Raw genomic sequence first — 14,760 nt, 5'->3', positions numbered from 1 at the left:
TGGGAGGACAGCGGCGAGCGCTTCGTCGACCCCGACAGCAACGCCACGGTCACCGTGTTCACCCATGCCCGGACCGGCGAGCGCCGCTATGTGAAGGACGGGGACGCGCCGCCCTCGGCGTGACCGTCGCATCAAGCTCGACAGGGGCCGCTGCCCCTCTCTAGCGTGGCCTCATGACGATCACCGTGGAGAGCGCCATGACCGATCCCGTCCTGACCGAGACCAAGGGGCCGGTCGCGACCATCCGGCTGAACCGGCCGGAGAAGAAGAACGCCATCAGCCTCGCCATGTACCAGGCGATGACCGCGGCGCTGAAGGCGGCGGCCGAGGACCCGGCGGTGCGCGTGGCGGTGATCCGCGGTGGCGATGATTTCTCGGCCGGCAACGATATCGCCGATTTCCTGGCGGCGGGCGGCGATGCGGGCCTGAAGCCGATCCTCGATTTCCTCGACGCCCTGTCTGCCTTTCCGAAGCCGGTGATCGCCGGGGTGCGCGGCACCGCCATCGGCATCGGCACCACCCTGCTGCTGCATTGCGACGTGGTGCTGGCCACGGCCTCGGCCCGCTTCGCCCTGCCCTTCGTCCAGCTCGGCCTGGTGCCGGAGGCGGCGTCTTCCCTCCTCCTGCCCGCCGTGGCCGGCCGGTTGAAGGCGTCGTGGTGGCTGCTGACCGGCGAAGGCTTCGACGCCGAGGCGGCGCTGCAGGCCGGGCTGATCACCCGGCTGATCGGCGAGACCACGCTGGATGCCGAGATCGACGCCGCGGCCTCGCGCCTGGCCGCCCTGCCGCCGGCCGCGGTCCGCCAGACCAAGGCACTGTTGCGGGCCCCGCAGGAGGCCGCGGTGCGCGAGGCCATGACCCGCGAGGTCCAGGCCTTCGCCGCGCAGCTGAAATCCGCGGAGGCCAAGGAGGCCTTTACCGCGTTCCTGGAGAAGCGCAAGCCGGATTTCAGCCGGTTCGAGTAACCGGGATCCTAGGGCCGGGTCCGCATCTCGCGGACCCGGCCGAATCCCTTACAGCAGCCCGCGCTTCGCCAGGCTGGCCATCAGCGCCCTGGCTCCGAAGGTCCAGGGCGCGATCTTGTCGGTGTGGTTCACCCGGTTGACCAGCATCCCCAGGCTCGGGGTCGAGATGGTGACGATGTCGCCGATCTTGTGGGTGAAGCCCATGCCCGGCGCGTCGCGGTCGTCGGTCGGCGCGAACATGGTGCCGAGGAACAGCACCGCCCCGTCCGGATACTGGTGGTTCGGGCCCAGCATCTGGCCGGCGAGATCGAGCGGGTCGCGGCTGATCTTCGAGATCGAGCTGTGGCCCTTGAGGGTGTAGCCCTCCGGCCCGTGCACCGCCATCGACAGGTCCGCCTTGCGGATATCGTCGATGCCGAAGCCGCCGTCGAACAGCCGGATGAACGGACCGATGGCGCTGGAGGCGTTGTTGTCCTTGGCCTTGCCGAGCAGCAGCGCGCTGCGGCCCTCGAGGTCGCGCAGGTTGACGTCGTTGCCGAGCGTCGCGCCGACGACCTTGCCGCTGGGCGCCACCACCAGCACGATCTCGGGCTCGGGGTTGTTCCAGGTCGAGATCGGCAGGATGCCGATCTCCGCGCCGAGGCCGACCGAGGACATCGGCTGGCTCTTGGTGAAGATCTCGGCATCCGGGCCGATGCCGACCTCGAGATACTGCGACCAGGCGCCCTGGGCCAGCAGCACCTCCTTGATCCGCTGCGCCTCGGCCGAGCCCGGGCGGATCGCCGCCAGATCGTCGCCGATGATCGAGACGATGCGCTGGCGGATGGCGTCGGCCTTGGTGGCGTCGCCGCGCGCCTGCTCCTCGATCACCCGCTCCAGCATCGAGGCGACGAAGGTCACGCCGGCGGCCTTCACCGCCTGCAGGTCGATCGGCGCCAGCGGCCAAGGCTTCGCCGTGTCGCGCGTGGTCTCGTCGGCATTGGCCAGCAGGTCGGCGACGCTGCCGATCACCGGGCCGTCGGCCTTGGCAACCGCCGCCGGGTCGGCCGCCGAGATCAGGTCGGCGACGGTCGGCGCAGCCTTGGTGATGTCGATCACCTGGCCGCCGCGCAGCGCCACCACCGCCGGCCCCTGGACCTGCGGCAGCCAGACGCGGCCGACCAGGGTGGCGCGGTCGGCATCCGCCGGCAGGCAGGCCGCGACCGAGATGTAGTCCTTCATGGGTGTCCCTTCCCGCCTCTATCCGTTCCATTCATTGTCATTGCCGGGCTTGACCCGGCAATCCAGGGGCCACAAGGCACGGACAGCGCCTGGCCCCCTGGATCCTCGGGTCAAGCCCGAGGATGACAGGAAAGCAAAGCCAGCCAAGCCGCCAGGCCGCGCCGGCTGGTCACATCACCGCGCCGATCTGCCAGGGCACGAACTCGTTGTCGCCGAAGCCCTGGGCCTCGCTCTTGGTCTGCTCGCCCGAGGCGACCGCCAGGAATTTCTCGAAGATGCGGCGGCCGGCCTGCTCGATCGACTCGTCGCCGTCGATGATGGTGCCGCAGTTGATGTCCATGTCCTCCTCCATGTGCCGGTACATGGTGGAGTTGGTGGCGACCTTGATGCAGGGCGCCGGCTTGAAGCCGGAGACCGAGCCGCGGCCGGTGGTGAAGCAGACGATCTGCGCCCCGCCCGCCACCTGGCCGGTGGCCGAGGCCGGGTCGTAGCCGGGCGTGTCCATGAAGACGAAGCCCTTGGCCGTCATCTGCTCGGCGTATTTGTAGACCTCGACCAGGTTGGTGGTGCCGCCCTTGGCCGCGGCGCCCAGCGACTTTTCCAGGATCGTGGTCAGGCCGCCGCGCTTGTTGCCGGGCGACGGGTTGTTGTTCATCTCGCCGCCGTTGCGGGCGGTGTAGCCTTCCCACCACTTGATCCGGGCGATCAGCTTCTCGCCGACCTGGCGGTTGACCGCGCGCCGGGTCAGCAGGTGCTCGGCGCCGTAGATCTCCGGCGTCTCCGACAGCACGGCGCTGCCGCCATGGCGAACCAGCAGGTCGACCGCGGCGCCCAGGGCCGGGTTGGCCGAGATGCCGGAATAGCCGTCCGACCCGCCGCATTGCAGCGCCACCATCAGCTCGCTGGCCGGCACGGTCTCGCGCCGGGCCTTGTCGGCCTCGGGCAGCATCTCCATCACCCTGGCGATGCAGTGGTCAACCGTCTTGCGGGTGCCACCCAGATTCTGGATGTTCATGGTCTGGAACAGCGGCCCGCGCTCGATCTGATAGGCGTCGAGCAGGAAGTCGATCTGGTTGACCTCGCAGCCCAGCCCGATCATCAGCACGCCGGCGAAGTTCGGGTTGCGGGCGTAGCCCCACAGCGTGCGCTGCAGGTTGTCATAGCCTTCGCCCGAATCCGCCATGCCGCAGCCGGTGGAATGGGTGATGGCCACCACGCCGTCGACATTCGGGAACTGCTCGAGCACGCCGGAGCGCTCGAAATGCGCGGCGATCATCCGGCTGGTGGTGGCCGAGCAGTTCACCGAAGAGAGGATGCCGATGTAGTTGCGGGTGCCGACCCGGCCATTGGCCCGGCGATAGCCCTGAAACGTCGCGCGCTCGGCCTCCGGCACATAGTCGGTCGGCTTGGCGTCGGCGCAGAAGGCGTAGTCGCGCTCGAAATCGCCCATGGCGCAGTTGTGGACATGGACGTGCTCGCCGGTGCCGATCGCCTCGGTGGCGAAGCCGATGATCTGGTTGTAGCGGCGGATCGGCTCGCCCTGGGCGATCGGGCGGGTCGCCATCTTGTGGCCGGCCGGGATGTGGCCGGCGGTGGTCACCCCCTCCTCCGGGATCGGCGTGCCCGGCGTGATGTCGGCGCGGGCGAGGACGACGTTGTCGTCGCGGTTCAGGCGGATGAAGAGGCTGGGGCTGGGCATCGGTTTCGCACGCGTTCTTGGGCTTGCCTGGCAATCTCGGGCGGCGGTCACTTTACGTCGGACTTTTGGCTGGCGCCATCCTCCAGAAGCGACGGTCCCGAGGGCACGGAGTATTCTGTCTGACGAATTGACGGCCGCAACGGATAAGCGCAAGATTCCGGCTGCCAATTATGTCGGACGAGTTTCAATCGTTCGCGCCCAAAGGCCTTTCAGGGAGGAACTTGAATGCTGCTTCGCCGTTTTGCCGCGGTCGCCGCGGCGGCCCTTCTGTCCACCGCCCTCACCGTCCCCGCCTTCGCCGCGCCCAAGACCGTCTCCGGCCCCGGCTATCTGCCCCAGTGCTTCGCGCCGTGGAGCCAGGACACCAAGTTCTACAAATGGGAGGGCCATCAGGGCCCGTTCCGCATCGCGCTGGTCAACGGCTTCGTCGGCAACATCTGGCGCATCCAGATGATCCAGACCGCCAAGGCCTTCGCCGCCCTGCCGGACGTCGCCAAGGACATCAAGGAGTTCAAGGTCATCTCGACCGGCACCGACGCCGCGGCGCAGTTGGGCGCGATCGAGGACTTCATCAACCAGGGTTTCGACGCCATCGTCGTCAACGCGGTCAGCCCGACCGGATTCGACCGGGTGATCAAGCTGGCCAACCGCAAGAACGTCGTGCTGGTGCCCTTCGACAACGTCCTCGACACCACCGAGGTGATGCAGGTCAACGAGGACCAGACCGCGATGGGCGTGAACTCGGCCAAGTTCCTGATCGAGAACGTGCCCAACGGCGGCAAGATCCTCGAGGTGCGCGGCCTGCCCGGCAACTCGGTCGACCGCGACCGGCATGAGGGCTTCCAGAAGACGATGAAGGATGCCGGCAAGCCCTACGACATCGTCGAGGTGGTGGGCAACTGGGCGCCGGGCGACTCGCAGAAGGCCACGGCCGACGCACTGGCCGTGCACGGGCATTTCGACGGCATCTTCACCCAGGGCGGGTCGAACGGCACGGTGCAGGCGCTGCTCGACGCCAAGCAGCCGCTGGTGCCGATGGCCGGCGAGGGCGAGAACCTGTTCCGCCAGCAGATCGCCCAGTACAAGGACCAGGGGCTGAAGGGCTATTCCTACGGCCAGTCCCCGGCCCTGGTCGCCATCGCCATGAAGGCCGCGATCGCCGCGCTGAAGGGCGAGACGATGCCGCAGATGGTGTCGATCCCGATCCCAGTCGCCGATTACAAGACGCTGAAGGACGGCGAGAACTACTGGTCGAACCTGACGGTCGACTTCTTCGCGCCGAACGCCTTCGAACCCTGCGGCATCACCTTCACCGCGCCGCAGATCATGGCCCAGACCGCCGAGAACAAGTAGGGCCGTGGCGTCATCGGGCATGACGGCAGTCGCGAACACGCCGCCGCTGGTGCGGCTGACCGGGGTCAGCAAGCATTACGGCGGCGTGCACGCGCTGCGCGAGGTGGATTTCGCGGCCCATGCGGGCTCGATCCACGGTGTCCTCGGCGAGAACGGGGCCGGCAAGAGCACGCTGATCAAGATCATCGCCGGGGTGGTGCAGCCCAGCGCCGGCGAGCTGGCGATCGACGGGCGGCCGGCCAGCTTCGCCTCGCCCCAGGCGGCGAACGCGGCCGGCGTCGTCTGCGTGTTCCAGGAACTCTCGCTGATGCCAGACCTGTCGGTCGCCGACAACATCTGCATCACCAGGCCGCCCCGGCGCTTCGGCCTGATCGATCGCCAGGCCCAGCGGCGGCGGGCGGAGGAGCTGCTGGCCCGGATCGGCTGTTCCGACATCGACCCGCGGCTGCCGGTCCGGTCCCTGCCGCTGTCGCGCCGGCAGATGGTCGAGATCGCCAAGGCGCTGGGGCGCGACCCGCGCCTCTTGATCCTCGACGAAGCGACCTCGGCCCTCACCGCCGCGGATGTGGAGAAGGTCTATGCCCTGCTGCACCAGCTGCGCCGGGACGGGATGGGCGTGCTCTACATCTCCCACCGCATGCCGGAGATCAAGGCGCTGTGCGACACCTGCTCGGTGTTCCGCAACGGCCGGCACATCGACACCTTCCCGGCCGGGGAGCGCGGCGACGACGAGGTGGTGCGGATGCTGATCGGCCGCGAGATCCACAACGCCTATCCGCCCAAGCCGGTCCGCGCCGAGGCGCCGGCGCCAGTGCTGGAGACCCGCGGCCTGCGCTGGGGCCAGCGCCTGGCCGATGTGTCGCTGACGGTCGGCCGCGGCGAGATCGTCGGCCTCGGCGGGCTGGACGGCCAGGGCCAGCGCGAGCTGCTGCTGGCCCTGTTCGGCGTGCTGCGCGGGGTCGAGGGCAGCGTCCTGGTCGATGGCCGGCCGGTGCGGGTGGGCAGCCCGTCCCGGGCGAAGCGCGCCGGTATCCGCATGGCGCTGATCCCGGAGGATCGCAAGACCGAGGGGCTGCTGCTGCCGATGTCGGTCGGCGAGAACATCACCCTGGCGGCGCTGGGCGGCATGGCCAAGGGCGGCGTCATCGACCGCAAGCGCGAGGCCGACAGCATCGCCCGGATGGTCGACGCGCTGCGGATCAAGATCGGCTCCGCCGACGCCGCGGTCGGCACCCTGTCCGGCGGCAACCAGCAGAAGGTGGCGATCGCCAAATGGCTGCTGACCGACGCCCGCATCATCCTGCTGAACGACCCGACGCGGGGCATCGATGTCGGCACCAAGCAGGAGATCTACCAGCTGCTGCACGACCTGGCGGCGGCCGGCACCTCGATCCTGTTCTATTCGACCGACTATGACGAGCTGATCGGCTGCTGCGACCGGGTGCTGATCCTCTATGGCGGCCGGGTGATCCGGACGCTGGAGGGCGACGCGATCACCGAGACCAACATCGTCGCCAGCGCCCTGAACCTGGAGACCAACGGCCGGGCGGCCGAGGCGGTGCCGGCATGAGCGCCCTGCTCCACCGCCTGTCGCGCCAAAGCGGGCTGCTGCTCGCCATCGGCCTGTTCGTGCTGTTCTACGGCCTCTACTCCTACCAGCATCCGCGCGGCGGCAGCGCCGACCTGATCGTCCAGAACGTCAACGAGACCTTCACCCTGGCCCTGGTGGCGATGGCGCAGACCGTGCCGGTGCTGCTGGGCGGGCTCGACCTCTCCGTCGGGCCGCTGATGACCATGGTGAACTGCCTGGCCTCGCACCTCCTGACTGGCAGCGGCTGGGACCTGGCGCTCGGCATCCTGCTGTGCCTGTGCGCCGGCCTTCTGGCCGGTTTCATCAACGGGGCCCTGGTCGTGTATGGCCGGATCCAGCCGATCATCGCGACGCTGGCCACCGGCGCGGTGCTGATCGGCATCGCCCTGTTCCTGCGGCCGACGCCCGGCGGCGCGGTCGACAGCGACCTGTCCTGGGCCGCCACCAACACCCTGTTCGACGTCGCCGACACCTATGGCTGGTGGGGCGGCGACCTGCCGGGCTGGTTCCAGGCGATCCAGTCCATCCCGGTGCCGGCGATCCTGATCGTGCTGGTGGTGCTGCTGGTGTGGCTGCCGTTCAAGAATTCGGTCACCGGGCGCGGCTGCTACGCCATCGGCTCCTCCGAGCAGGCGGCCTTCATGTCCGGCGTCGCCATCGACCGATCGAAGCTGGCGGCCTTCACCCTGGCCGGATTCTTCGCCGCGGTCGCCGGGGTCTACCTGGCGCTGCAGACCGGCAGCGGCAACGCCGACACGCCGATGGCCGGGGCCTACACCCTCAACTCGATCGCCGCGGTGGTGATCGGCGGCACCTCGCTGTTCGGCGGCTCGGGCGGCGCGGTGGCTTCGATCGTCGGCGTCATGGTGCTGCGCGCGATCTCCTTCTGCTTCCGCGTGGTGCCGGAGGACAGCGTGCTGGGCTTCCTGGCCAACCCGCTGCTGCAGCCGCTGTTCGAGGGCATCATCCTGCTGGCTGCGGTCTCGCTGGGCGCCGCCCGGGTTTTCACGGTCAAGAACCGCCTGCAGCTGTTCGGATAGCGGGGAATCGATGCAAGCCTATCTCCGCTCCATCGACCGGCCGATCCTGGTGGCCTGCGGCTTCGTCATCCTCATCCTGGCGGCGGGCACGGCCTACACCGCCATCACCCAGGGCACCGCCACCTTCCTGTCGCCGGTCTACCTGCTGCAGCAGCTCAAGGTCGCCGCCTTCCTCGGCGTCGTCGCCGCCGGGATGATGCTGGTGATCCTGATGGGCCATATCGACCTTTCGGTGCCCTGGACCGTCGCCGCCTCGGCCATGCTGGCCACCGCGGCGGGCGGGCCGGAGGCGATCCCGGTCGGCCTCGCGGTCGGCGCCCTGGTCGGGCTGGTCAACGGCCTCGGCGTCGCCGTGCTGCGGGTGCCGTCGATGATCTTCACCCTCGGCGTCAACACCGTGCTGCGCGGGCTGATGGTGATGCTCACCGGCGGCTTCTCCCCCACCAGCATGGCCACGCCGCCGATGCAGTTCCTGGCCAAGACCGAGCTGCTGGGCATCCCGATGGCGGTGTTCGTCTGGGCGCTGCTGTCGCTCGGCATCGTCTTCCTGCTGACCCGCACGCCGATGGGCCGCTACATCTACGCCATCGGCAACAAGGAGGCCGCGGCTTATCTGTCGGGCGTCAACACCCGGCTGGTGATCCTCGGCGCCTTCACCCTGTGCGGGCTGTGCTCGGCGCTGGCCGGCATCCTCCTCGCCGGCTACTCCAGCAAGGCCTATCAGGCGATGGGCGACCCCTACCTGTTGCCCGCAATCGCCGCGGTGGTGATCGGCGGTACCAACATCCTGGGCGGCCAGGGCCGCTATGCCGGCACCGTGGTCGGCACCATCCTGATCGTGCTGCTGCAGAGCGTGCTGTCGGTGATGCAGATGCCGGAGGCCGGGCGGCAGATCATCTACGGGCTGGTGATCATCCTGATGCTGCTGCTGTACGGTCGCGGCGGCCGGTCGGCGGCGTGACAGGCTGACCGATTTTTCATCCGCCGAATCGTTGACGTCTCTCCCGGCGGGACGCCACACTCGCCGCCAGTTATGTCCGATCAATAGGACCGTCCGGGCCGAGCCCGGGCCATGGGAGGAAACCGGGAATGCTCGACCCTTGTTTCGAGGTGCTGGACAAGCGCTTCGCCGGCTATGTCATGGGCAATGTCCATATCGACGTGCTGGCCAGCGATATCGGGCTGCGCTGGTCGGAGGGGCCGGTGTGGTTTGGCGACGGCCGCTACCTGCTGTGGAGCGACATCCCGAACAACCGGATCATGCGCTGGGACGAGACCGACGGCAGCGTCAGCGTCTATCGCAGCCCGTCGAACTACACCAACGGCCACACCCGCGACCGCCAGGGCCGGCTCGTGTCCTGCGAGCATGGCGGCCGCCGGGTCAGCCGCACCGAATATGACGGCCGCGTCACCGTGCTGGCCGACAGCTATAACGGCAAGCGCCTGAACTCGCCGAACGACGTGGTGGTGAAGTCGGACGACACGGTCTGGTTCACCGACCCGTCCTACGGCATCCTGTCGGAGTATGAGGGCCACCAGTCCGAGCCCGAGCAGGATGGCTGCCATGTCTACCGCTTCGACCCGAAATCGGGGACGCTGAAGGCGATCGCCACCGACTTCGTCAAGCCGAACGGCCTGGCCTTCTCTCTGGACGAGACGCTGCTCTATGTCGCCGACACCGGCGCCAGCCACGACCCGGACGGGCCGAAGCATATCCGCCGCTTCCAGGTGCGCGACGACGGCACGCTGGCCGGCGGCGAGGTCTTCGCCGACTGCACCTTCGGCCTGTTCGACGGCTTCCGCGTCGACCACCACGGCAATATCTGGAGCAGCGCCGGCGACGGCGTGCACTGCTATAGCCCGGACGGCACGCTGATCGGCAAGATCAAGGTGCCGGAGGTGGTGGCCAATGTCTGCTTCGGCGGCGTCAAGAAGAACCGCCTGTTCATCTGCGCCACCACCTCGCTGCGGTCGGTCTATCTGAACACCCGCGGCGTGCAGACGCCCTGAGAGGATCCGGCCGGCCATGCCCGCTTTGCCGCGGACCGTGGCCGCCCCCGCCGCCGGCATGCTGCTCATGCTGGCGGCGATGGGCAGCTTCACCACCATGGACACGGTGTCGAAGCTGCTGACCGGCCGCTACGACCCGGTCCAGGTGACCTGGGCGCGCTACACCTTCCACGCGCTGCCAATGCTGCTGATCGCGGGGCCAGCCTGCGTCCGGCGGATGGCCGCGACGACACGGCCCGGAGTACAGCTGGTACGGGCCTTGTCGCTGCTAGCCTCCGCCATGCTCGCCATCCTCGGCTTCAGCCTGATGCCGCTGGCCGACCTGTTCGCGATCAACTTCATCGCGCCGCTGCTGGTGATCGTGCTGTCGGTGCTGTTCCTCGGCGAGCATGTCGGCCCGCATCGCTGGGCCGCGGTGGCGGCCGGCTTCGCCGGCATGCTGATCATCGTGTGGCCCAGCGGCGACGGCGTCGGGATCGTCGGCGGCCTGGTCGCCTTCGGGTCGGCGCTGTTCTGGGCGATCGGCCTGGTTGCCACAAGGCGGCTGGAGGGCGAGGATCCCCGCACCACGCTGTTCATCACCGCGCTGACCGGCACGGTGCTGCTGAGCCTGGCGCAGCCCTTCGTCTGGACGCCGCCCGACGCCACCGGCTGGGGCCTGATGGTGGCGATGGGGCTCTTGGGCCTGCTGTCGCACACCCTGCTGATCGCGGCCTTCGGCCAGGCCCCCGCCTCCTCCCTCGCGCCGTTCCAGTACAGCCAGCTGCTCTACGGCCTGGCCTATGGCTGGCTGGTGTTCGGCGACGTGATCGGCGCGCGGCCGCTGCTGGGCTGCGCCGTCATCGTCGCCGCCGGCGCTTACGTCTGGTGGCGGGAGCAGCGGGCTCCGATCATCCCCTGACGTAGTCCGGAAACCTGGCGCGGATCTCGTCGACCTGCGCCAGCGTGCCGGACAGGTGCCGGCGCAGCGCCTCCTGCGCCGCATCGGCATCGCCCGCGGCGATGGCCTCGAGGAGGCGGGCGTGGTCGTCCAGGATCGACTGGGCCTTGCCCGGCGCCGGCAGGTGCAGCCGGCGCAGTCGGTCGAGATGGCCGCTGCGGCTGCGGATCAGCGCCCACAGGCCCGGCACCTCCGCCGCCTCGCACAGCTGCCGGTGCAGCGACTGGTCGGTCTCGGCGAAGGCCTCGTAGTCCCGGGCGTCGAGCATGCCGCGCTGGCGGGCGATCAGCGCCTGCAGCCGCGATACGAAGGACCGGTCCTCGCGCTGCGCCAGGGTCCGCACCACCTCCAGCTCCACCGACCGGCGCAGAAAATGCGCCTGCCGCGCCGCCGCCAGGTCGATCGGGCTGACCACCGTGGCGTGCTGCGGGAAGATGTCGACCAGCCCCTCCTCCGCCAGCCGCAGCAGGGCGTCGCGGATCGGCGTCTGGCTGACCCCGAACTGCGCCATCAGCTCGTTGCGCGCCAGCACCGAGCCCGGCGCCAGGGTCAGCGCCAGGATCTGCTCGCGCAGCCGCTCATAGACCTGCGGCGCCGCCTGCCGGGCCCGGTCGAGCGGGATCGCGGTAACCGTCATGCTGCGATGAATCCGTCCTTTGTCATGGAGCCGATCATACCTGCCTGGATGCCCATGCACTAATGCATTAGTGTGCGGACACCGACTCCATCCTGCCCAGCCACCGACCCCTCAGACGGCAGCGAGCCATGACCGACATCCGCCGCAAGACGCCCGACACCCTCCGCAGCGCCCGCTGGTTCGCGCCCGACGACCTGCGCTCCTTCGGCCACCGATCCCGCGCCATGCAGATGGGCTTCGCGCCGGAGGAATGGGCCGGCAAGCCGGTGATCGCGATCCTCAACACCTGGTCCGACGCCAACCCCTGCCATGCCCATTTCAAGACCCGGGTCGAGGATGTGAAGCGCGGCGTGCTGCAGGCCGGCGGCTTCCCGATGGAGCTGCCGGCGCTGTCGTTGTCGGAGAGCTTCGTCAAGCCGACCACCATGCTGTACCGCAACATGCTGGCGATGGAGGCGGAGGAGCTGCTGCGGTCCCACCCCGTCGACGGCGCGGTGCTGATGGGCGGCTGCGACAAGACCACCCCCGGCCTGCTGATGGGCGCCACCAATGCCGGCCTGCCGATGATCTTCATGCCGGCCGGCCCGATGCTGCGCGGCAACTGGAAGGGCAAGGTGCTCGGCTCCGGCTCCGACGCCTGGAAGTTCTGGGACGAGCGCCGGGCCGGCAACATCAGCGACCTGGACTGGGTCGACATCGAGGGCGGCATCGCCCGCAGCTACGGCCATTGCATGACCATGGGCACGGCCAGCACCATGACCGCGATCACTGAGGCGCTGGGGCTGACCATGCCCGGCGCCTCCTCGATCCCGGCCGCCGATGCCGGCCATATCCGCATGGCCTCGACCTGCGGCCGCCGCATCGTCGAGATGGTGTGGGAGGATCTGGTCCCGGCCAGGATCCAGACCCGCGCCGCCTTCGAGAATGCGATCGTGGTGGCGATGGCGATGGGCTGCTCGACCAACGCCATCATCCATCTCGTCGCCATGGCGCGGCGGGCCGGACACGACATCGGCCTGGACGATTTCGACGCCGCCAGCCGGGTGGTGCCGGTGATCGCCAATGTCCGCCCCAGCGGCGACCGGTACCTGATGGAGGATTTCTTCTACGCCGGCGGCCTACCGGGGCTGATGACCCGGCTGCGCGACCATCTGAAGCTGGACGCTCTGACCGTCAGCGGCCGCACCGTGGGCGAGAACATCGCCGGCGCCGAGATCTACAACGAGGATGTGATCCGGCCGATCGACAACCCGCTCTATGCCGAGGGCGCGCTGGCCGTGCTGCGCGGCAACCTGTCGCCGGATGGCTGCGTCATCAAGCCCAGCGCCTGCGAGCCGCGATTCCTCAAGCACAGCGGCCCGGCCATCGTGTTCGACGACTACCCGTCGATGAAGGCGGCGATCGACAGCGACGATTTGGACGTCACCGCCGACCATGTGCTGGTGCTGCGCAACGCCGGCCCCCAGGGCGGGCCGGGCATGCCGGAATGGGGCATGCTGCCGATCCCGAAGAAGCTGGTGAAGCAGGGCGTGCGCGACATGGTCCGCATCTCCGACGCGCGGATGAGCGGCACCAGCTACGGCGCCTGCATCCTGCACGTCTCGCCCGAATCCTATGTCGGCGGACCGCTGGCGCTGCTGCGCACCGGCGACATCGTCACCCTCGACGTCGCCGCCCGACGCCTCGACATGGAGGTGCCGGAGGCGGAGCTGGCGCGCCGCCGGGCCGAGCTGCAGCCGCCGCCGCCCCGCTACGAGCGCGGCTATGGCTGGATGTTCAACCGCCACATCCGCCAGGCGCATGAGGGCTGCGACTTCGACTTCCTCGAGACCGGCTTCGGCGCCCCGGTGGCCGAGCCGGACATCTTCTGAGGGGGGCTGCGATGAGCGCGCAGGACGAGACCCGCGGCGGCTGGACGCCGTCGACCCGCTATCCGGACCCGGCGGTGCAGGTGCTGGATCCCAGCTTCGCGCCCTACCGGATCTTCAGCGCCGCGGTGGAGCGCATTGCCACCGGCTGCCGCTGGGCCGAGGGGCCGGTCTGGTTCGGCGACCGCCGCGCCCTGCTGTGGAGCGACATCCCGAACAACCGGATCCTGAAATGGGATGAGGAGACCGGGGCGGTCAGCGCCTTCCGCCGGCCCTCCAACAACGCCAATGGCAACACCCGCGACCGCCAGGGCCGGCTGGTGACCTGCGAGCATCTCGGCCGCCGCGTCACCCGCACCGAATATGACGGCAGCATCACCGTGCTGGCCGACGGCTTCGACGGCAAAAGGCTGAACTCCCCGAACGACGTGGTGGTGAAGTCCGACGGGTCGGTCTGGTTCACCGACCCGCCCTTCGGCATCGCCGGCAACTATGAGGGCCGGCAGGCGGAGCAGGAGCTGCCGGGCAATGTCTACCGGATCGATGGGGAGACCGGCGCGCTGACCGTCGTCGCCGAGGACGTCAAAGGGCCGAACGGGCTGTGCTTCTCGCCCGACGAATCGATCCTCTACCTCGTCGAATCCCGGGCGACGCCGAACCGGCTGATCTCCGCCTTCGACATGGTCGATGGCGGCCGCCGCATCGCCAACCGGCGGGTGCTGATCGATGCCGGCCCCGGCGGCACGCCGGACGGCATGCGCGTCGATGTCGACGGCAACCTGTGGTGCGGCTGGGGCATGGGCAGCGCCGAGCTGGACGGGGTGATGGTGTTCAACCCCGACGGCAAACCGATCGGCCGGATCGCCCTGCCCGAGCGCTGCGCCAACCTGTGCTTCGGCGGCGAGATGCGCAACCGCCTGTTCATGGCCGCCAGCCAGTCCGTCTATGTCCTGTATGTGGGCACCCAGGGCGCGATCGGCGGCTGACCTTTCCGAACGAGGATGATCGAATGACCGGATTGAAGCCCGAGACCCGGGACAAGCTGAAGACCGTCAGCACCGCCACCCTGACCACCGCCCTGTTCAAGCGCGGCCTGCGCAACCAGTTCATCCAGGACGTGCACCCGCTGAACCCGGCGGGCGCGCCGATGGTCGGCGAGGCCTTCACCCTGCGCTACATCCCGGCGCGCGAGGATCTGAACCCGATCAGCGTGTTCCAGGACCGCGCCCACCCGCAGCGCAAGGCGGTCGAGGAGTGCCCGCCCGGCGCCGTCTTCGTCATCGACAGCCGCAAGGACCCGCGCGCCGCCTCGGCCGGGTCGATCCTGGTGGCGCGGCTGATGAAGCGCGGCGTCGCCGGCGTCGTCACCGATGGCGGCTTCCGCGATTCGCCGGAGATCGCGAAGCTCGACATCCCCGCCTATCACAACCGCCCGG

General features: G+C 69.2%; 12 protein-coding genes and 1 pseudogene. 10 read left to right on the top strand and 3 right to left on the bottom strand.

Annotation, left to right across the window (positions count from 1 at the left end; all coding sequences use genetic code 11):
- The first annotated feature begins 197 nt into the window (after positions 1-197).
- A complete protein-coding gene (locus ABDW35_RS17890) occupies positions 198-965 on the top strand; it encodes an enoyl-CoA hydratase (protein WP_343715236.1) in 768 nt (255 codons plus the stop codon).
- A 48-nt stretch (positions 966-1,013) separates the two neighbouring features.
- Here the strand turns inward: ABDW35_RS17890 and ABDW35_RS17885 are convergent, their stop codons facing one another.
- Together ABDW35_RS17885 and ABDW35_RS17880 are read right to left on the bottom strand one after the other, a co-directional pair.
- The gene (locus tag ABDW35_RS17885) at positions 1,014-2,186 is read right to left on the bottom strand and encodes a fumarylacetoacetate hydrolase family protein (RefSeq protein WP_343715235.1); all 1,173 of its coding nucleotides are present in this window, start codon (positions 2,184-2,186) and stop codon (positions 1,014-1,016) included.
- Positions 2,187-2,355: 169 nt separating this feature from the next.
- Entirely contained in the window at positions 2,356-3,885 is a 1,530-nt protein-coding gene (locus ABDW35_RS17880) for an altronate dehydratase family protein (RefSeq protein ID WP_343715234.1), read from the bottom strand.
- Between the two features lie 225 nt (positions 3,886-4,110).
- On the opposite strand from ABDW35_RS17880, the gene ABDW35_RS17875 reads away from it, so the two are divergent.
- From ABDW35_RS17875 to ABDW35_RS17850, 6 genes are all read left to right on the top strand, one after another.
- Positions 4,111-5,238 carry a sugar ABC transporter substrate-binding protein gene (locus ABDW35_RS17875; protein WP_343715233.1) on the top strand — a complete coding sequence of 376 codons (1,128 nt, stop codon included), beginning with the start codon at positions 4,111-4,113 and terminating at the stop codon, positions 5,236-5,238.
- Positions 5,239-5,257: 19 nt separating this feature from the next.
- Entirely contained in the window at positions 5,258-6,808 is a 1,551-nt protein-coding gene (locus ABDW35_RS17870; protein ID WP_343715232.1) for a sugar ABC transporter ATP-binding protein, read from the top strand.
- Complete coding sequence (locus ABDW35_RS17865; RefSeq protein ID WP_343715231.1) at positions 6,805-7,869, top strand: ABC transporter permease; 1,065 nt, start codon at positions 6,805-6,807, stop codon at positions 7,867-7,869. The genes ABDW35_RS17870 and ABDW35_RS17865 overlap by 4 nt, the downstream gene beginning before the upstream one ends.
- Positions 7,870-7,879: 10 nt before the next feature.
- On the top strand, positions 7,880-8,830 hold the full coding sequence (locus ABDW35_RS17860; protein ID WP_343715230.1) for an ABC transporter permease: 951 nt from the start codon (positions 7,880-7,882) through the stop codon (positions 8,828-8,830).
- Between the two features lie 128 nt (positions 8,831-8,958).
- A complete protein-coding gene (locus ABDW35_RS17855) occupies positions 8,959-9,879 on the top strand; it encodes an SMP-30/gluconolactonase/LRE family protein (protein ID WP_343715229.1) in 921 nt (306 codons plus the stop codon).
- Between the two features lie 16 nt (positions 9,880-9,895).
- Complete coding sequence (locus tag ABDW35_RS17850; RefSeq protein ID WP_343715228.1) at positions 9,896-10,780, top strand: DMT family transporter; 885 nt, start codon at positions 9,896-9,898, stop codon at positions 10,778-10,780.
- Here ABDW35_RS17850 and ABDW35_RS17845 read toward each other — a convergent pair.
- Positions 10,770-11,456, bottom strand: coding sequence for a GntR family transcriptional regulator (locus ABDW35_RS17845; RefSeq protein ID WP_343715227.1), 687 nt, complete (start codon positions 11,454-11,456; stop codon positions 10,770-10,772). The two genes, ABDW35_RS17850 and ABDW35_RS17845, sit on opposite strands and share 11 nt — an antisense overlap.
- A gap of 128 nt (positions 11,457-11,584) precedes the next feature.
- Here ABDW35_RS17845 and araD point away from each other — a divergent pair, with 128 nt between their 5' ends.
- The 3 genes and pseudogenes from araD to ABDW35_RS17830 all read left to right on the top strand — a co-directional run.
- Positions 11,585-13,327, top strand: a complete 1,743-nt coding sequence (gene araD, locus ABDW35_RS17840; RefSeq protein WP_343715226.1) for an L-arabinonate dehydratase — start codon at positions 11,585-11,587, stop codon at positions 13,325-13,327.
- Between the two features lie 11 nt (positions 13,328-13,338).
- Positions 13,339-14,310: an SMP-30/gluconolactonase/LRE family protein gene (locus tag ABDW35_RS17835; protein WP_343715225.1), complete on the top strand. Its 972-nt coding sequence runs from the start codon at positions 13,339-13,341 to the stop codon at positions 14,308-14,310.
- 23 nt (positions 14,311-14,333) lie between these two features.
- A pseudogene (locus tag ABDW35_RS17830) lies at positions 14,334-14,760 on the top strand (ribonuclease activity regulator RraA); the annotation flags it as partial.

It is taken from the genome of Inquilinus sp., from assembly GCF_039594555.1.
In the GTDB taxonomy this organism is placed as follows: Bacteria; Pseudomonadota; Alphaproteobacteria; order DSM-16000; family Inquilinaceae; genus Inquilinus.
This window is presented reverse-complemented; position numbering and strand designations above follow the sequence as displayed.